Below are 18538 nucleotides of genomic sequence, written 5' to 3'. Positions count from 1 at the left end.
TGTAGGTGAAGAGCAGCGTGAGAACCATAACATTAAGCTATCCGATGCTGCCGGAGACGGCAGCGCAGGCGGCACAGCCTCAGGTTGTGGCCCTCGGCCAATTCGACGGCCTGCATCTGGGACATGCCAGCGTGATTACATCTGCGGTAGAACTGGCCCGGGAGGCAGGCGTTCCGGCCGCCGTGATGACCTTCTATCCCCATCCGAAGGATGTCATGGGCAAAGGGGACTATGAGGGATATTTGACGCCTTCCCGGGACAAGCAGGAGCTGCTTGCCGGCATGGGGGTCGAGATTTTATATATCATTAATTTCAATGAAGACCTCTCCCGGGTCAGCCCGGCGGACTTCGTCTCCATCATGCTCCTGCCGCTGAACATCGTAACTGCCGTAGTCGGCTTCGACTTCCGCTTCGGGTATAAGGGCGAGGGGGATGCCGAGACGCTCCGCGAGCTGGGACACGGTGTAATGAATGTGAAGACAGTGCCTCCGTTCCTGCTTGCAGGAGAGAAGGTCAGCAGCTCCGGCATCCGCAAATGCCTGCAGAGCGGGGAGCTGGATAAGGCCAATGCCTGGTTTGGACGTTGTTATCACCTGCGGGGAATTGTCGGTCATGGCGAGAAGCGGGGGCGGACCATCGGCTTCCCGACGGCGAACCTGCAGCTGGACGACCGCTATGTCATTCCGGCCAAGGGCGTGTATGCCGTAAGAGTGCTGTACAAGGATGAAGTTCTGCACGGTGTGATGAATGTCGGCGTGAAGCCTACGTTCCATGAAGGAGTGACCACCCCGAGCTTTGAGGTGCATTTGTTTGATTTTGCAGCAGATATTTACGGGCATGAGCTGAAGGTAGAACTGGTATCCTATATCCGTTCGGAGCGCAAGTTCGAGTCGATTGATGCCCTGATTGCGCAGATCGGCGCCGATGCCGTCACCGCCAAAGAGCGTCTCCGGGAACATTCCTGATCTTTCGCGGACATGCCGTTTACTTTTGCCTGCGAAGGTGCTATACTGATTAACGTTGCTGGATTGACCAGCATGTGAACCTTAGCTTGGTTGCTTGTTCTCACCGACGGTGACGAGGCTACAGGCGATTATAATGAAGGAGGTGAACAGGATGGCATTGACTCAAGAACGTAAACACCAATTGATCGACGAGCACAAAACTCATGAATCCGATACCGGGTCCCCAGAGGTGCAAGTTGCTATCCTTACGGAGAACATCGTTAATTTGACTGACCACCTGCGTACGCACAAGAAGGATCATCATTCCCGCCGCGGACTGCTGAAGATGGTTGGACAACGTCGTAAACTGCTGGCGTATTTGAAGAACAAAGACATCAGACGTTACAGCGCCCTGATCGAAAAACTGGGATTGCGTCGTTAATTTTCCATAAGATGAACCCTAAAGCAGCCTGGTTGTATACCGTATGTCCTTCTTACGAGCGACAGCGGGACAGCCGGGTTGCTTTTTGAAAATTTAGGGTAAACTTTTACAATTGACAAGCAGATAGGATTAGCACAGAACGGCTAGATCACCTCCGTATGAGGACAAGCCGTTTTTGCTTGTAGAACATACAGAGCACAATGAATGCCATTTAAGGAGGGGTTTTATGGAACAACGTGTGGAAATGCAGCTTGGCGGCAGACGCCTGGTGCTGGAGACGGGCCGTTTGGCCAAGCAAGCGAACGCAGCAGTTATGGTGCGTTACGGCGACACTTCTGTATTGTGTACGGTTACAGCGTCGAGTGAACCGAAGGACCTGGATTTTTTCCCGCTTACGGTGAACTATGAGGAAAGATTATATGCGGTAGGCAAAATTCCCGGCGGCTTCATCAAGCGTGAAGGACGTCCGAGCGAGAAAGCGATTCTGTCCAGCCGTCTGACCGACCGTCCGATTCGTCCATTGTTCCCGGAAGGGTTCCGCAATGACGTTCAGGTCCTCAATCTGGTCATGAGCGTGGATCAGGACTGTGCGCCGGATATTGCTGCTATGATCGGTACTTCCGCAGCGCTGAGTATTTCCGATGTACCGTTCAGCGGTCCAATCGGCGGCGTAGCTGTCGGTCGGATTAACGGCGAGTTCATCATCAACCCGGATGTTGCCCAGCAGGCCATCAGCGATATCTATGTCGTTGTAGCCGGCACCAAGGACGCCATCATGATGGTGGAAGCGGAAGCGAATGAAGTGCCTGAAGATGTAATGCTGGAAGCGATTATGTTCGGACATGAAGAGGTCCGCAAGATTGTGGCTACCATTGAGCAGCTCGTTGCCGTAGCCGGCAAGGAGAAGATGGAAGTGAAGCTGCATGCGGTGAACGCAGACGTTAACACCGATGTGCGCGCCTATGCAGGAAGCCGTCTGATCGAAGCGGTCAGAATTGCCGAGAAGCATGCCCGCCAGGATGCGATCGACCTGATCAACAATGAGACGGTGGAGTATTTCGCAGAGAAATACATAGAGACACCTGAGCTTCTGAAAGATGTCAAAGAAGTGCTGCACGATATCGTGAAGGACGAAGTCAGACGCCTGATCACGCATGATAAGGTACGCCCTGACGGCCGTAAGCTGGATGAGATCCGTCCGATTGAATGCGACACAGCTCTGCTGCCGCGCACTCACGGCTCCGGTCTGTTCACACGCGGACAAACCCAGATTCTCAGCGTATGTACACTGGGGGCACTCGGCGATGTGCAGATTCTGGACGGTATTGATCCGGCGGAGACCAAGCGCTTCATGCATCATTACAACTTCCCTCCGTTCAGCGTAGGGGAAGCCCGTCCGCTGAGAGCTCCGGGACGCCGCGAGATCGGCCATGGTGCGCTCGGGGAACGCGCGTTGTCCAAGGTGATTCCTAGTGAAACTGAATTCCCGTACACGATCCGTCTCGTATCGGAAGCGATTGAATCCAACGGCTCGACCTCCCAGGCGAGTATCTGTGCCAGTATCCTGGCGATGATGGACGCAGGGGTGCCGATCAAAGCGCCGGTTGCGGGTGTGGCGATGGGTCTGATCAAGGACGGAGAGCATGTGTCCATCCTGACTGACATCCAAGGCATGGAAGATCACCTCGGTGATATGGACTTCAAGGTAGCTGGTACAGCAGAAGGCGTAACCGCGATTCAGATGGACATCAAGATCGACGGTATCGACCGCAAAATTCTTCAGGATGCGCTGCAGCAGGCCAAAGAAGGCCGCATGTTCATCCTGGGCAAAATGAATGAAGCGATCTCCGCGCCAAGACCAAGCCTGTCCCCGTATGCGCCTAAGATTATTATCATCAACATCAACCCGGACAAAATCCGTGATGTTATCGGTGCCGGCGGCAAGATCATCAACAAAATCATTGAAGAAACCGGCGTAAAGATCGACATCGAGCAGGATGGCCGCGTCTTTATCGGCTCCTCTGATGAAGCGATGATCCAGAAGGCCCGTGGAATTATCGAAGGGATTGTGAAGGAAATCCAGGTCGGCGAGATTTATGCCGGTACGGTTAGACGGATCGAGAAGTTCGGCGCCTTCGTGGAACTGATCCCCGGCAAAGACGGGCTCGTGCATATTTCCCAGCTGTCGACGGAACGTGTGGCGAAAGTGGAAGACGTCGTAGCCATCGGTGATATCATCACTGTGAAGGTAACGGAGATCGACCAGCAGGGCCGCGTGAACCTGTCACGCAAAGCTGTGCTGACTGCGGAGAGCGGAGCCAAGGCTTAAGCTCATCATAATCGCAATTTGCGTTACAAGCGGATGTAACTTAATGTTCTCAAGGAGAGACAGAAGCCTTATGGTTCTGGCTCTTTTTTTTGGAGATATATGTTATAATTGCAGCGCTTCTGACATAGGCTGGGACAAAGCGTCCTTGCACGGTTACCATTGCTGCGGGGACGGATCAGACCGTTATCGGCCGGGGAGGACATATGTCATGAAGACGGACAAGGCAGCGCTTGTACTGGCCTGTATCGCTGTGGTAATCGGGATTGGCAGCACAGACGGGCCGGTGAAGGAGATGTTTGCCGGGCTCAAGCCGCAGGCGGATGCAGCCGTGATGAGCCGTGCTGTGGAGCAGAGCAGTAATGAATTACGGGAGAAGATCATGGCCAAGGCCAAGGAGCTGAATGCACCACCGGTCGATGCAGTCCTTGACCGCGTATGGAAAGCTATACCGGGATATAACGGGCTTGAGGTCGATGTGGAGGCTACTTACCGCAATGCGGTGCTGCGGGGGCCGTCGGAGGATCTCAGGCTGGTATACCGGGAGATTAAGCCCAAGGTATCACTGAGTGATCTGGGAGCGCAGCCGATCTACCGGGGCAATCCGGCGAAGCCGATGGTCTCGCTGATGATTAACGTGGCCTGGGGCAACGAGTATATTATCCCGATGCTCGATATTCTGGATGCGGAGAAGGTGAAGGTGACCTTTTTTCTGGACGGAAGCTGGCTCAGCAAGAACAAGGAGCTGGCTGCAGAGATGCTGAAGCGCGGCCATGAGGTGGAGAATCATGCGTACAGCCATCCTGATATGAGCAAGCTTAGCCGGGCGCGTGCGACCGCTGAGATCGAGAAGACGCAGAAGCTGCTGAAGGACAGCCTTGGCGTGACCAACACCTGGTTTGCTCCGCCTTCGGGGGATTTCAATCAGCAGACGGTGGAGATCGCCGCTTCGCTGGGCCTGAAGACGGTGCTCTGGACGCTGGATACGGTGGACTGGCGCAATCCGTCTCCGGATTCGGTCATCGCCAAGATCACCAGCCGGGCCGAGCCCGGAACCCTGGTGCTGATGCACCCGACGTCCTCTTCCTCCAAAGCGCTGAGGGGGATGATCCGGGGCATCCGGGCCAAGGGACTGCAGCTTGGCACAGTAAGCCAGACACTCTCTCCGGGCCGGATTGTTCCTAACGGAAGTTGAGTGAACGGCCTATTTCTGATAGGATAAAAGGCGCGAATAACAAATACAGACAGAACCAGGGGCTGTGCCAGGAGGATTGTACTATTGGATAAAATAACATTATCGAACGGCTTGCGGGTAGTGACCGAGCGGATTCCGACCGGAAGATCCGTCTCCTTCGGGATCTGGGTCAAGACAGGCTCCCGCCATGAGAACCCGCTCAACAACGGGATTTCGCATTTCATCGAGCACATGCTCTTCAAGGGAACGGACCGGTACAGTGCGAAGGAGATTGCCGAGCAGTTCGATGCGATCGGCGGCAATGTCAATGCCTTTACCTCCAAGGAATATACATGCTTCTATGCCAAGGTGCTGGATGAGCATCTGCCGATTGCCGTGGATGTGCTGGCGGAGATGTTCTTCCGGTCGCGGATGGACACGGAGGAGCTGGCCAAAGAGAAAAATGTCATTCTGGAGGAAATCGCCATGTGCGAGGACACGCCGGATGATCTCGTTCATGAACTGATGTGTGAGGCCGCTTACGGCAATCATCCGCTGGCGTATACGATCCTGGGGCTGAAGGACCGCCTGCTGGAGATGACGCCGGATGACCTGCGGGGCTACATGAAAGAGCAGTATACCATTGAGAATACGGTAATCAGCGTGGCCGGCAACATTGACGACGGGCTGATCCCGCTGCTGGAGCAGCACTTCGGGGGCTTCACGAATCACGGAACAGCCGCTGCGCTGACTGAGCCGGTGTATCAGGGCGAGCTGGTGTTCCGCAAGAAGAAAACAGAGCAGAACCATATCTGCATCTCCCTGCCGGGCGTCCAGAGCGGCGGCAAGCTGCAGTATCCGATGGCTCTGCTGAACAATGCGTTCGGCGGCGGCATGAGCTCGCGGCTGTTCCAGGAGATCCGCGAGAAGCGCGGTCTGGCTTACTCGGTGTTCTCCTACCACAGCGCCCAGGCCGACAGCGGCTTGTTCACTGTCTACGCCGGAACAGCGCCGAAGCAGACCAAGGAGGTCACGGAGCTGATCAAGGAGATGCTGCATGATCTTGCCGTGAACGGCCTGAGCGAGGATGAACTGCGCAAAGGCAAGGAGCAGCTCAAGGGCAGCCTGATTCTGAGCCTGGAGAGCACGAGCAGCCGGATGAACCGGATGGGCAAAAACGAGCTGATGCTCGGCAGGCTGGATACACTGGATGAGATGATAGCCAAAATAGGGGCTGTGACCATGGATGACATGGGGGCGCTGCTGGATGAAATGTTCGCCCAGCCGTTGTCGCTGGCCATGGTCGGCTCTACAGATAAAGCGATAGACAATGTTAGGAGAGATGATCTTGTCGTACTACGTTCAAATTAACAAGCTTCCGGGGAACGAGGATGTTCAGCTGCCCTGCAAAATGTCAGAGCAGGCCTCCGGGTATGATCTGTATGCCGCTGTAGGAGAAGCTGTGGTGCTTGCTCCCGGCGAGCGGAAGCTGATTCCTACCGGCATAGCCCTGGCGATGCCGGACGGGCTGGAGGCGCAGATCCGCCCGCGCAGCGGTCTGGCTCTGAAGCATGGAATTACCTGCCTGAACACACCGGGTACGATCGATGCCGATTACCGGGGGGAAATTAAGGTGCTGCTGATTAATCTGGGACAGGAGCCGTTTGCGATCGCCCGCAACGAGCGGATTGCCCAGATGGTGTTCCAGGCAGTTCCAGCGGTGTCGCTGGTGGAAGTGGACACGCTGTCCGCAACCGAGCGCGGCGCGGGCGGCTTCGGCCATACCGGCAAATAAGTGTCCTTATCATAGAAGCGGTACAAATAAGCTTGCGGATGTTGCCCTCTCGGGTGCAGCCGCAGGCTTTTTTTATATTCCGCCTGAACTAAAGCTGCACTGAGCGGGGAATTAGAATTCGCTGTGCTCTTCACCCATCGGGCGCTTCCGGCATAAGATGCTTTATAGTCGAATGTGGTTGTGGAAAGGAGCGTCATCCCTATGCTTACTGGCATCAGGATCGTGTTCCTGGGCGGGGACGCGAGACAAATTGAAGTGATACGGAAATGTGTGGAAATGGATGGGTCGGTAAGCGCTGCCGGGTTCGATCAGTGGGAAACCCCATGCCCGGGGGTACACCTGGAACAGCTGTCAACAGAGCTGCTGGGCAGAGCGGATGTGCTGGTGCTGCCGACGGTCGGCTGCGATGATGAAGGTTATATTAATGCGCTGTTCTCCTCGGAACGGCTGCAGCTGCGGGAAGAACATATCGCTGCGCTGCCGCCCGGTGCGGTTGTGTATACAGGTATGGCCAAAAGCTATCTGCGCGGACTGTGTGCCGGGCATTCTCTCAAGCTGGTGGAGCTGCTGAACAGAGACGATGTCGCCATCTATAACTCTATTCCTACAGCGGAAGGCGCGCTCGTCATGGCGATTCAGAATACCGATTTCACCATCCACGGCTCCACCTCCATGGTGCTGGGGATGGGCAGAACCGGCTTCACCATGGCCAGGACCCTGCAGGGAATCGGGGCGAAGGTGAAGGTGGGCGTAAGGAAGCAGGAGCATTATGCCAGGGCAGAGGAGATGGGCTGGAAGCCGTTCATGACCGCAGATCTGCTGCTTCATGCACCTGAAGCGGATCTGATCTTCAACACCGTACCGGGCATGATTATTGATGCCCAGGTTCTGTCACGGCTTCAGAAGCACTGTGTAATCATCGATTTGGCCTCCGCCCCGGGCGGCTGCGACTTCCGCTATGCCGAGAAGCGCGGAATCAAGGCGATGCTGGCTCCGGGTCTGCCCGGAGTTGTTGCCCCCAAGAGTGCCGGATTAATTATGGCAGGTGCACTGGTACAGTCGATCTTGGACGAGACTTTAATCAGGGGGGATGAATGAATGGATTGGCACGGTAAAACGGTAGGCTATGCCATCACCGGCTCTCACTGCACCTTTGCGGAGGTGATGCCGCAGATCCAGCGGTTCATGGATGGCGGCGCAAAGGTGGTGCCGATTGTGTCATCATCGGTACTGAATACGGATACCCGCTTTGGAACCTCGGAAAATTGGTTAAAACAGTTGAAAGATATAACCGGGAATGATATCATTTCTACGATTGTGGAAGCGGAGCCGCTGGGGCCTTCCAAGCTGCTGGATGTGCTGACGATCGCTCCCTGCACGGGGAATACCACCAGCAAGCTGGCGAACGCCATGACGGACAGTCCGGTGCTGATGGCCGCCAAATCGCAGATGCGCAACGGACGTCCGATTGTGCTGGCTATTTCGACCAATGACGGGCTTGGGCTGAATGCAGCCAATATCGCGAAGCTGCTGGTGGCGAAGCATATTTATTTTGTTCCCTTCGGGCAGGATAATCCGGTCGGTAAGCCGAACTCCTTAGTGGCGCAGATGGACCTGATTCCCGAGGCTTGTTATGCCGCCCTGCAGGGCAACCAGCTGCAGCCGATGCTGATCGAGCGCTTCCATTCCGCATAGCTCACAGAATGATAACCGTCTCTGCCCGGCAGATGGCATGTTCAGCTGCTGATCAGATACGCTTCTTTGCTGCCGTCCCCGTTCCGGGGGCGGCACGAACAATTTTACACTATACTTAGATTAGGTTATCGTGAGGACGACGCTTCCGCTGACGGAAGTGATTGTTCTCATGAAGGGTCCACTCAGGGTTGCTGAGAGAAGTAATGGAGGAATTATACATGGGTATTCTAGTGCAAAAGTTCGGCGGAACCTCACTCTCCACCCCGGTGGCCAGGGAGCATGTGGTCCGTCATGTCAAACGCGAGCTCGCCAGCGGGTTCAGCCTGGTCGTGGTGGTCTCGGCGATGGGGCGCAAGGGGGAGCCTTATGCGACCGATACGCTGCTAGATCTGGCCGCTCAGAGCGGCAATGCCCTGCCGGCCAGGGAGCGGGATCTGCTGATGTGCTGCGGGGAGATCATCTCGGCGGCGAATCTGTGCGGCCTGCTGGAGCAGGAGGGGATTCGTTCGACTGTGCTGACCGGCGCACAAGCCGGATTCTTGACCGACAATAATTATGGCAATGCGCGGATTCTGAATGTGCGGACAGAACGCATTCTGCGCGAGCTGCGCGAGAACAAGGTAGTTATCGTAACGGGATTCCAGGGACAGACAGAAGCCGGGGACTTCACTACTCTCGGCCGCGGGGGAAGCGATACCTCAGCGACTGCGCTCGGGGCTGCGCTGCGTGCTGAAATGGTTGATATATATACGGATGTAGACGGCATTCTGACCGCCGATCCGCGTATCGTAGAAGATGCCAGACAGCTTGCCTATGTCAGCTACACCGAAATCTGCAACATGGCGTATCAGGGGGCCAAGGTCATTCATCCCCGGGCGGTCGAGATTGCAATGCAGGCTCAGATTCCGGTACGCGTCCGCTCCACTTTCTCGGAGGCGGAAGGAACGCTGGTAACCCATCCTGAAGGCTTCAACGATATTGCGGGCGGAGTGGTGGACCGGCTGGTTACCGGGGTTGCTTATGTCAGCAATATTACCCAGATCTCGGTGGAATGCCCGGACGGGAACGGAACCGGTGTGCAGCTGCAGATCTTCAAGAGCATGGCGGATAACGGGATCAGCGTGGACTTCATCAATGTCACTCCGACCGAGGCGGTGTATACGGTATTCGATGACAAATCGGAGCAGGCGATTGCCGCGCTGCAGGAGTTGGGTCTGCGTCCCAAGAGCTTGTCCGGCTGCGCCAAGGTCTCGGTCATCGGCGGAGGCATTAACGGCGTTCCGGGGATTATGGCGCGTATTGTGGAAGCGCTCAGCTCGCAGAGCATACAGATTCTGCAGTCGGCTGACTCCAATACAACGATTTGGGTGCTGGTGAAGAAGGAAGATATGGTGCAGTCGGTCCGGGCCCTGCACGGAAAGTTTGAATTGCACCGCTGACAAGGAGGAATTCAAAGTGGATTTCGGAAGATTAATAACCGCAATGGTCACCCCGTTCGGCGAAGACGGAGAAATCAACTGGGAAGCAACTTCAAGGCTGGTCGATTACCTGATTGAGGAGCAGAAATCTTCTGCGCTGGTGGTCTGCGGAACAACCGGAGAATCACCGACCCTGCGGGACAAGGAGAAGCTGCAGCTGTTTTCTTTTGTCAAAAATCAGGCTGCCGGACGCTGCAAAATCATCGCCGGCACAGGCAGCAACAGCACACAGCATTCGATCGAAATGACCCGGGATGCTGAGGCCCTCGGTGTAGACGGTGTGCTGCTGGTCGTCCCTTATTATAACAAGCCCAATCAGGAAGGGCTCTATCAGCATTTCTCGGCTATTGCCGCCGCGACCTCACTGCCTTGTATCCTGTACAACGTGCCGGGACGCACCGGAGTAAGCATGAGTGCGGCGACCACCCTCCGGCTGGCGGAGATTCCGAACATCGTGGCTACCAAGGAATGCGCCTCGGTTGACCAGGTGACACAGATTGTCACTGGCTGTCCGGAGGATTTCTATGTCTATACCGGAGACGATTCTGCCGGGCTGGCATCGCTTGCGGTGGGCGGATACGGAATCATCAGTGTTGCCAGCCATATAGCCGGCGCGCAGATGCACGAGATGATCGAAGCCTATAACGCCGGCAATGTAAGGCAGGCTGGTGCACTGCACCGGCAGCTGTTTCCGCTGTTCAAGGGCTTGTTTGAATGTCCTCAGCCGCTGCCGAATCCTTCTGCCGTGAAGTATGCTCTGGGTCTGCGCGGCATCGATGTCGGCTCGGTCCGGCTGCCGCTGGTCCCGCCGAATGAGGAAGAAGCAGCCTTCATCGCAAACCTGCTGAAATAGAGACTGGCTCCGGCAACCGGTGCGCTCTGAACGAGCGGCCGGTTTTTTGTTGCTATAAATGGAGGCCTCGGGCCTCTATTTTGCCTGTTTTTTGCGCAAATTCGGGCTGTTTGTAAAGGAAAAAAGTGGGGCAGCCACAGGGTGACTTGTCTTTTGCCAAAAAAATCATGTATAATGATCTTAAGTGACTTGGTGCGGTTAAAATAGAATATGCGGTAATCTTCCGTCAATGTGATTGTGCATTGTGAGACAGGATAGGTCCTTGGATAAGTCTGTGCTAAACACGCCGGATTTACGCGCGAGGGGCGCGGTGGTGGAATTTTGACGGGATTTGCCCGCTTCAAGAGGAGATTACTGCCCGGATTCGGGAATTTAGACCTGCGCAATTATACACCTTAATCGGGATATCCTTGTCGAAATATGGAGTTAACAGCATTTTGATGTACATTCCAGCGCCGCTTAAATATTGAAGCTCATGGTTAAACCAATAAAATTTGACGTCCAACATCATAGGAGGGTTAGATTCACTTGTCCAAAAAAAACAACAATGATAAACTGACGATTTTCGCTTTAGGCGGAGTCGGCGAGATTGGGAAGAACATGTACGTTGTCCAGTACGGCAACGACATTGTAGTCGTAGACGCCGGCCTGAAATTCCCGGAAGAGGATATGCTTGGGATTGATATTGTCATCCCGGATATCTCTTACCTGACGGAGAACCGAGACAAGGTTAGAGGCATTGTCCTCACCCACGGCCACGAGGATCACATCGGCGGATTGTCTTATGTGCTCAAGAACCTGAACGTTCCGGTTTACGGAACAAGACTTACCCTTGGCCTTGTAGAGAACAAGCTCAAGGAAGCGAAGCTGCTGGGCGAGACCAAGCGGATTCTGATCAACGAGGATTCCGAGATCAATCTGGGGGCTTCGCTGAAGGCAACCTTCTTCAGAACGAACCACAGTATTCCGGATTCTGTCGGGGTCTGCATCGAAACTCCGGAAGGCAATGTTGTCCACACTGGTGACTTCAAGTTTGACCACACACCGGTTAACGGCCAATTTGCCAACCTGCACCGGATGGCCGAGATCGGCGCGAAGGGCGTGCTGGCCTTAATGTCGGACAGCACCAACGCCGAGAAGCCGGGCTTCACGCCATCCGAGAAGAATGTCGGCATCGTGCTGGAGGATATTTTCCGCAAAGCCGAGCAGCGGGTGGTGGTCGCAACCTTTGCCTCCAACGTGCACCGCATCCAGCAGGTCGTGAATGCTTCTGAAGCTACCGGCCGCAAGATTACCGTCATCGGACGGAGTATGGTGAATGTTGTATCCATCGCCTCTGAGCTTGGATACCTGCATATTCCGGACGGAATGCTGATCGAGCCGGAAGAGATGAACCGGATGGCCGCCAACCGTGTAGTGGTACTCTGCACAGGCAGCCAGGGTGAGCCGATGTCGGCGCTGACCCGGATGGCCCGCTCCAGCCACCGCAAGGTGGACATCCTGCCGGGAGATACCGTTATTATTGCCGCTACACCGGTGCCGGGGAATGAGAAGTATGTCGGACGCACCATTGACGAGCTGTTCCGCCTCGGTGCGAACGTGATCTACAGCGGCTCCAACTCCGGCGTTCACGTATCCGGACACGGCAGCCAGGAAGAGCTGAAGCTGATGCTCAACCTGATGAAGCCGAAGTACTTCCTGCCGATTCACGGGGAATACCGGATGCAGCGCAAACACGCGCTGCTGGCTGAATCCGTTGGCGTTGACCCGAGCAATATTTTCATCACCGAGCTTGGTGAAGTGATCGAAATTGCCGGGGGCGCAGCGCGCAGAGCAGGCAAGGTTACTGCCGGCAACGTGCTGATTGACGGACTGGGCGTCGGCGATGTGGGCAATATCGTGCTGCGTGACCGCAAGCTGCTGTCCCAGGATGGGATCCTGGTCGTAGTGGTCACACTGAGCAAGCAGAACGGGGCCATTGTCTCCGGCCCGGATATCATCTCCCGCGGATTCGTGTATGTGCGTGAATCGGAAGGCCTTCTGGACGAGGCGAACCGGATTGTCTCCGGAACGCTGCAGCGTCTGATGAGCGAGAAGGTCAATGAATGGGCTTCGCTGAAGACCAGTGTCAAGGATTCGCTCGGTCGGTTCCTCTATGAGCAGACCCGCCGCAGACCGATGATCCTGCCGATTATTATGGAAGTATAAGTGAAGCTTCGCTAAGACAATATAGTTTAACTGTAATCCCCTTCTCCCGGAAATATTGGACGGTTTCCTGGGTGAAGGGGATTTTTGTGTTTTTTTTTGGAACCGGACAACATTTGGGGAACCTGACCGTTATACAGGCAAGGAGGTGCAGAATTGGAGCCAAGAGAGATGGAGAGGCTGCTCCAGCCCAAAATGGCGGAAATCCGCCGCTACCTGATCCGCCTGGGCGCCGGAGATGCGGATGCAGAGGATATTGTGCAGGATACGGTATATAAGGCGCTCTTATATCTGGAGGCGATTGATGAACGCAAATTCAGCGCCTGGTTGTATAAGGTTGCGATTAACCGGTATTTCGACTACTGCCGCAGATCGAAGAGATATTCGTACAGCGGTGAGGAAGTGGAGGGGCACCCTGGCCACGAGCTGGAGATGCCGGAGGCGGTGCTGCTGCGCAAGGAGCGGAAGGAAGAAATTGAGGGGGTCTTGGCACAGCTTAATCCGGTAAACAAGCAGCTGATTTTGCTGAAATATGAAATGGAGCTGTCCTACAAGGAAATTTCCGCCTTGCTCGGTATTTCCGAATCAACAGTGAAAGCTACTCTCTACCGGGCCAGACAGCAGTTTCAACAATTATACGGAGGTGAGGGCGAATGACGGCCCCATGGGAAGAAGCAGAAGATCAGAACATCATCCAAACGCTGAAAAAAACCAAGCGGAAGAGCCTGATCCGCAGCATCCTGATTTCAATTACAGTGAGTGTGGTTGTAATCATCGCTGTGTTCATTGGCGCGGCGCAGCTGGTCGACCGGATGTCCACGAATGCGCTGTTCAGTGAAGAGCGGTATATGAGCATTAGCAGTCCGAATGAATATGGGGCAGGCTTTAAGGATAACCGAGGCTTTCTGTCGGGAGTCCTGGAAATGCAAACCTACAAGATCATTGGCGATGTGCCCATCCCCTGGAAGAACAGATGGCTGAATTACAATGCCTGGTGGTTCCCTTTTACTACTGGTGCTTATGGGGGGGCCAGCAACCTGACCGTAGAAGATCCGCGGATGAAGCAGGAGGGATATGAGTACTACCGGGGATATAATTCCTATAACGGGCAGAGAGAGATGGCCTTCTATGTGCCAGGGGTAGATTATAACGGGAAAATGCTGAATGATCTTGCCGAGCTGAATCAGATGAACGGGGATAAGCGGGTGGAGCTGGCGGTATCTTTTGACAGGGATTACTCCTTTGAAGAAGCAAAGAACCTGCTGCCGGCAGGGGTGAAGCCGGTCTGGTACTGGGTGGATACGTATGATGACCGCGAGGGGTTCCAATTTAAGCCGTATCCGAACGAGAATCATCCGGACAAAATGAACTATCCGCTGCCGATGAGTGCGAATTATGGTGTCTATGGCTTCGGCGTCCGGCCGGACTGGGATCAGGCAAGCCCTGAGGATTTCATCGGGTCTGTGACCTTCGGTATGAAGAAGAAGGACATACACCACGGCGAGTACCAGCGGATCTACAATTATCTGCGGAAAGACAAGGCCGCTCCGGAGGCCGGGGATGTGCGGATACTGGGTGTGGTCGTAACCGGGACGGCGGACGGCTTAAAAAGCCTGCAAGGCAAAGCCTATGTCCGGGCGGCTGTCCTGGGGGCAGTGGCGGACAAATACTAAAGGACAGGGCGGAGGCTGCTGCATGATGCGGCCCCGTCCTTCTTGCATTTTATCGGCAGTGGTGAATAAGGGCCCCCTCCAATGTCATACTAAACAGGAGATACTATGGCTGCAGCGGATGATGCTGTAAGCGGTAAGGGAGGCTGCGCGATGGAATTTATAGGAGCAAGTATGAACGGCAGAGGCAGTAATGAAGAGCCCATGCCAGGCGTGAGCAAGCCTGCGCCTGCGGTCAGTGAGCCGGTGCCGCCCGGACCGGTAGGGGTGCTGAAGGAGCTGGGGCAGACGGCGGTGCCGGCGGGTGAGCCGGATATTTTCTGCATGACGATTATCGGCCAGATTGAAGGACATTTCGTGCTGCCGCCGCATAACAAGACGACGAAGTATGAGCATATCATTCCCCAGTTAGTCGCGGCGGAGCAGAATAAAGCAATTAAAGGGCTGCTGATCATTCTAAATACGGTCGGCGGAGATGTGGAAGCGGGGCTGGCGATTGCCGAGATGATAGCTTCCCTGTCCAAGCCGACGGTGACGGTGGTGATTGGCGGCGGGCACAGCATCGGTGTGCCGATTGCGGTAGCTTCGACCTATTCGATTATTGCCGAGAGTGCGACCATGACCATTCATCCGATCCGAATGAACGGCCTGGTGATCGGGGTTCCGCAGACCTTCGAGTACATGGAACGGATGCAGGAGCGGATGGTCAAGTTCGTCACCTCCCATTCCCGGATCAGCGAGACGCAATTCAAAGATCTGATGTTCAAAACCGGAGAGCTGAACCGGGATATCGGGACTGCGGTTGGAGGTGCGGATGCGGTCAAATACGGACTGATGGACGAGGTGGGGGGCATCGGCGCCGCGCTGGCCCATTTGAACCGCATGATTGCCTCAGCCGCACCTCAGCCGATGGCGGATAAGCTGGCGCAGGGAGGGCTGCCCCAATGAGCCTGTACACTGTTTTGGCCATGGAGCAAATCTTCGACGGCGCACTGAGCTACACACGGCCGCTGCAGGAGATCAGTGTGCAGGGGATGCTGCTGCAGGTCGAGCCGCTGGACGGAGGACAGGCGAAGATCGTCCGGCTGCTGCATGGTCCGCTGGACAAATATCTGGATGCGGCATACGCCCCGGGAGCCGTTATTCAGATAAGCTGAAGCTGAAGCGGACAACCCCCTTAAAGATGCATTTTCTGACAAAAGAGAACATAGGTACGCCACGCCATTATATGGTATAATATTGACTCGGGGGTGGCTGGCGTGGCTAAACGGAGAAAGAAAAAGAAAAAAGCGCTGCTGGGCAGCGTTTTGAAATATGAGATCTACGGCATTCTGCTGATCACGATTTCCGTCATTGCGCTGTCCGGGGAAGCGGCGGTAGGACGCTCCCTGTCCAGCATGGCGGGCTATTTGCTCGGCAGATTCTATTTCGTGCTGCCGCTGGCAGGCATGTTCTATGGTCTCATGGTGATGATTCACAGAAAGTGGCCTTCTAACTGGAACAGCCGCTATACCGGCGGGGTGCTGCTGCTGCTGTCCATGTGCCTGATGAGCACGATCTCAGCCATGCAGCAGAAGCTGGGGCCGCTCGGGATGCTGCATCCGGGCAATGTGCTGGCGCAAATACATAATGATCTCTCAGGAGCGCTGTCACCGGGTGCAGGGGACAGCAGCGTGTACATGCTGGGCAAGGATATCAGCGGAGGGTATACCGGCGCACTGGCTTATGCTGCGCTCCTGTGGCTGTTCGGCAATCTGGGGGCCAAGCTGCTGATGATTGTCCTCCTGGCGATCAGCTTCATGCTGATTACCAATCTGTCCTATGTAGAGCTGTTCACCCTGCTCCGGGTGAGGGCAGTCAAGCTGGTGGAGGGTATTAAGCTTAGAGCGGCGAACCGCCCGGCGGCTGTTCCGGTCGTCAGCAGACCACGGAGAACGAACCGCAGTGCAGCGCCGGAGCCTGACGATGATGAGGATTATATCGAAGAAGCGTCAGACTCCGGCCAGCAGCTTCCCAGCCGCGGCCGCCCGAATCTGCTGAGCAGAGTATCGGGCTGGTTCAGCGGCAATGCTGCTGCGCGGAATGACCATCAGCCGGAACTGGACGATGAAGAGACTGCAGTGCCGGACATCATTATTACGGACCCCCGCAGCGGTCCGGTCATCTCCGGGTTTACAGCAGGCAACGATCTGCCGCCGGAGGACTTCTATGAAGAGGACTTCCCGGATGAGGATCTGGAGCCTGTGACCCCGATTATCCGCGATTTCTTCGAGCATATCCGCTCCGAAGGGCTGAATGCCGAGGACCGGGAGGAATGGAGCGAATTCTCGCCCGCTGCCCGCAGCGGTGCGGCTGCAGGAGCCGGCAGCAGCGTTATGCCGGCGGCCGGCTTGAAGGAGACCTCCATGGAGGATGAGGGCCAGGATGTATCCCCGGTAGACTTGGAGGGGCTGCTGGAGACAGGAGAGCAGGGAGACGCCGTACCGGCGCTTCCGGCTGCACCGCCGCCTCCTCCGCCCAAGCCGTACAAGCTGCCGTCCTTCCGTCTGTTATCCAAGCCCAATAACGGGGCGAAGGCGGGGGACCAGAATGACTACATGCAGACAGCACGCAAGCTGGAGGCTACGCTGGAGAGCTTCGGGGTCCGGGCCAAGGTACTGGAGGTAGTCCGCGGACCGGCGGTCACCCGTTATGAGATTCAGCCGGATATCGGCGTGAAGGTCAGCCGCATCGTCAATCTGACCGACGATATTGCGCTGGCGCTGGCCGCCAAGGATATCCGTATGGAAGCGCCGATCCCCGGCAAGTCGGCGATCGGGATTGAGGTGCCGAATGCAGAGGTCTCGGTGGTTACGATGCGTGAAGTGATGGAGACGCAGATCTTCCAGGAGGCGGAGTCGCGGCTGTCGATTGCCTTCGGGCGCGACATCTCCGGTCAGACAATTATTGGCAATCTGGCGAAGATGCCCCATCTGCTCGTAGCCGGAGCGACCGGTTCCGGTAAGTCCGTATGTATCAATGGTATTATTACAAGTATTCTCTATAAGGCGAAACCGAACGAAGTGAAGTTCCTCATGGTTGACCCCAAGATGGTCGAGCTGAATGTTTACAACGGCATTCCGCATCTGCTGGCGCCGGTCGTTACTGATCCGAAGCGGGCCAGCCTGGCCTTGAAGAAGATCGTGGTGGAGATGGAGAAGCGCTACGAGCTGTTCTCCAAGTCGGGCACACGCAATATGGAAGGCTATAACAGCTTGATGAAAGACAATCCGGCAGCTATTCTGCCTTACATCGTCGTCATTGTGGACGAGCTGGCTGATTTGATGATGGTTGCGGCGAATGATGTGGAGGATGCGATCTGCCGGCTGGCCCAGATGGCGCGGGCGGCGGGAATCCATCTGATTATCGCCACACAGCGCCCTTCGGTAGACGTTATTACCGGGCTGATCAAGGCCAATATTCCTTCCCGCATAGCCTTTGGCGTATCGTCGAACGTCGATTCCCGGACCATTCTTGATATGCCGGGTGCCGAGAAGCTGCTTGGACGCGGCGATATGCTGTTCCTGCCGATGGGCGCCTCCAAGCCGATCCGCGTCCAGGGCGCGTTCATGAGCGACCAGGAGGTCGAGACGATCGTCCAGTTCGTCAGCAGCCAGGGGGAAGCGGATTATGATGAATCGCTTGTGCCTGAAGTGGATGATACCCAGACTGAGGATCAGGAGCCGCAGGATGAGTTGTATGACCAGGCGGTTCAGATTGTACTGGAGGCCAAGCAGGCCTCGGTATCCCTGATCCAGCGGCGGATGCGTGTCGGTTATACCCGCGCTGCGCGTCTGATTGATGCCATGGAAGCCAGAGGCGTCATTGGCCCTTACGAGGGCAGCAAGCCGCGCGAGGTGCTGATGTCACTGGAGCAGTACCAGCATGGCAGACTCAGCTCCTGAACTGCAAAAGAG

At 55.7% G+C, this 18538-nt stretch carries 16 protein-coding genes; all 16 read left to right on the top strand.

Going from position 1 to position 18538, the window contains the following annotated elements; all coding sequences use genetic code 11:
- The first annotated feature begins 17 nt into the window (after nucleotides 1-17).
- The 16 genes from MHI24_RS02925 to MHI24_RS02850 all read left to right on the top strand — a co-directional run bounded on the left by MHI24_RS02925 (nucleotide 18) and on the right by MHI24_RS02850 (nucleotide 18526).
- Nucleotides 18-965, top strand: a complete 948-nt coding sequence (locus tag MHI24_RS02925) for a bifunctional riboflavin kinase/FAD synthetase (RefSeq protein ID WP_340024066.1) — start codon at nucleotides 18-20, stop codon at nucleotides 963-965.
- A 151-nt stretch (nucleotides 966-1116) separates the two neighbouring features.
- The gene (rpsO, locus tag MHI24_RS02920) at nucleotides 1117-1386 is read left to right on the top strand and encodes a 30S ribosomal protein S15 (RefSeq protein ID WP_019910460.1); all 270 of its coding nucleotides are present in this window, start codon (nucleotides 1117-1119) and stop codon (nucleotides 1384-1386) included.
- Nucleotides 1387-1612: 226 nt separating this feature from the next.
- Nucleotides 1613-3715 carry a polyribonucleotide nucleotidyltransferase gene (gene pnp / locus MHI24_RS02915; protein ID WP_340024065.1) on the top strand — a complete coding sequence of 701 codons (2103 nt, stop codon included), beginning with the start codon at nucleotides 1613-1615 and terminating at the stop codon, nucleotides 3713-3715.
- A 208-nt stretch (nucleotides 3716-3923) separates the two neighbouring features.
- Entirely contained in the window at nucleotides 3924-4907 is a 984-nt protein-coding gene (locus MHI24_RS02910) for a polysaccharide deacetylase family protein (RefSeq protein ID WP_340024064.1), read from the top strand.
- An 84-nt stretch (nucleotides 4908-4991) separates the two neighbouring features.
- Nucleotides 4992-6257, top strand: a complete 1266-nt coding sequence (locus tag MHI24_RS02905; RefSeq protein WP_340024063.1) for a pitrilysin family protein — start codon at nucleotides 4992-4994, stop codon at nucleotides 6255-6257.
- A complete protein-coding gene (gene dut / locus MHI24_RS02900) occupies nucleotides 6235-6681 on the top strand; it encodes a dUTP diphosphatase (protein ID WP_340024062.1) in 447 nt (148 codons plus the stop codon). The genes MHI24_RS02905 and dut overlap by 23 nt, the downstream gene beginning before the upstream one ends.
- Before the next feature lie 201 nt (nucleotides 6682-6882).
- The gene (dpsA, locus tag MHI24_RS02895; RefSeq protein ID WP_340024061.1) at nucleotides 6883-7779 is read left to right on the top strand and encodes a dipicolinate synthase subunit DpsA; all 897 of its coding nucleotides are present in this window, start codon (nucleotides 6883-6885) and stop codon (nucleotides 7777-7779) included.
- Complete coding sequence (locus tag MHI24_RS02890; protein ID WP_340024060.1) at nucleotides 7780-8376, top strand: dipicolinate synthase subunit B; 597 nt, start codon at nucleotides 7780-7782, stop codon at nucleotides 8374-8376.
- A gap of 218 nt (nucleotides 8377-8594) precedes the next feature.
- Complete coding sequence (gene dapG, locus MHI24_RS02885; RefSeq protein WP_340024059.1) at nucleotides 8595-9815, top strand: aspartate kinase; 1221 nt, start codon at nucleotides 8595-8597, stop codon at nucleotides 9813-9815.
- A 16-nt stretch (nucleotides 9816-9831) separates the two neighbouring features.
- Nucleotides 9832-10707: a 4-hydroxy-tetrahydrodipicolinate synthase gene (gene dapA / locus MHI24_RS02880; protein ID WP_340024058.1), complete on the top strand. Its 876-nt coding sequence runs from the start codon at nucleotides 9832-9834 to the stop codon at nucleotides 10705-10707.
- Nucleotides 10708-11235: 528 nt separating this feature from the next.
- Complete coding sequence (locus MHI24_RS02875; protein WP_340024057.1) at nucleotides 11236-12915, top strand: ribonuclease J; 1680 nt, start codon at nucleotides 11236-11238, stop codon at nucleotides 12913-12915.
- 153 nt (nucleotides 12916-13068) lie between these two features.
- A complete protein-coding gene (locus MHI24_RS02870; protein ID WP_340024056.1) occupies nucleotides 13069-13569 on the top strand; it encodes an RNA polymerase sigma factor in 501 nt (166 codons plus the stop codon).
- Nucleotides 13566-14585, top strand: a complete 1020-nt coding sequence (locus tag MHI24_RS02865) for an anti-sigma factor (RefSeq protein ID WP_340024055.1) — start codon at nucleotides 13566-13568, stop codon at nucleotides 14583-14585. Before MHI24_RS02870 ends, MHI24_RS02865 begins: the two co-directional genes overlap by 4 nt.
- 150 nt (nucleotides 14586-14735) lie before the next feature.
- A complete protein-coding gene (locus MHI24_RS02860) occupies nucleotides 14736-15530 on the top strand; it encodes an ATP-dependent Clp protease proteolytic subunit (protein WP_340024054.1) in 795 nt (264 codons plus the stop codon).
- Nucleotides 15527-15739, top strand: a complete 213-nt coding sequence (locus tag MHI24_RS02855) for a YlzJ-like family protein (protein ID WP_340024053.1) — start codon at nucleotides 15527-15529, stop codon at nucleotides 15737-15739. The genes MHI24_RS02860 and MHI24_RS02855 overlap by 4 nt, the downstream gene beginning before the upstream one ends.
- Nucleotides 15740-15841: 102 nt before the next feature.
- Entirely contained in the window at nucleotides 15842-18526 is a 2685-nt protein-coding gene (locus MHI24_RS02850) for a DNA translocase FtsK (RefSeq protein WP_340024052.1), read from the top strand.
- Nucleotides 18527-18538: the final 12 nt, after the last annotated feature.

Origin of the sequence: Paenibacillus sp. FSL K6-1096, from assembly GCF_037977055.1 — a bacterium.
In the GTDB taxonomy this organism is placed as follows: Bacteria; Bacillota; Bacilli; order Paenibacillales; family Paenibacillaceae; genus Paenibacillus_AQ.
Note: the sequence above shows the minus strand (reverse complement) of the source record. Positions and strands in the feature narration are given on the sequence as shown.

Excerpts from the sequence above, each read along its gene's own strand:
- dpsA (WP_340024061.1), top strand. The coding sequence starts at position 6,883 with ATGCTTACTGGCATCAGGATCGTGTTCCTGGGCGGGGACGCGAGACAA.
- MHI24_RS02855 (WP_340024053.1), top strand. The coding sequence starts at position 15,527 with ATGAGCCTGTACACTGTTTTGGCCATGGAGCAAATCTTCGACGGCGCA.
- MHI24_RS02865 (WP_340024055.1), top strand. The coding sequence starts at position 13,566 with ATGACGGCCCCATGGGAAGAAGCAGAAGATCAGAACATCATCCAAACG.
- pnp (WP_340024065.1), top strand. The coding sequence starts at position 1,613 with ATGGAACAACGTGTGGAAATGCAGCTTGGCGGCAGACGCCTGGTGCTG.
- MHI24_RS02890 (WP_340024060.1), top strand. The coding sequence starts at position 7,780 with ATGGATTGGCACGGTAAAACGGTAGGCTATGCCATCACCGGCTCTCAC.
- MHI24_RS02860 (WP_340024054.1), top strand. The coding sequence starts at position 14,736 with ATGGAATTTATAGGAGCAAGTATGAACGGCAGAGGCAGTAATGAAGAG.
- MHI24_RS02910 (WP_340024064.1), top strand. The coding sequence starts at position 3,924 with ATGAAGACGGACAAGGCAGCGCTTGTACTGGCCTGTATCGCTGTGGTA.
- dapG (WP_340024059.1), top strand. The coding sequence starts at position 8,595 with ATGGGTATTCTAGTGCAAAAGTTCGGCGGAACCTCACTCTCCACCCCG.
- rpsO (WP_019910460.1), top strand. The coding sequence starts at position 1,117 with ATGGCATTGACTCAAGAACGTAAACACCAATTGATCGACGAGCACAAA.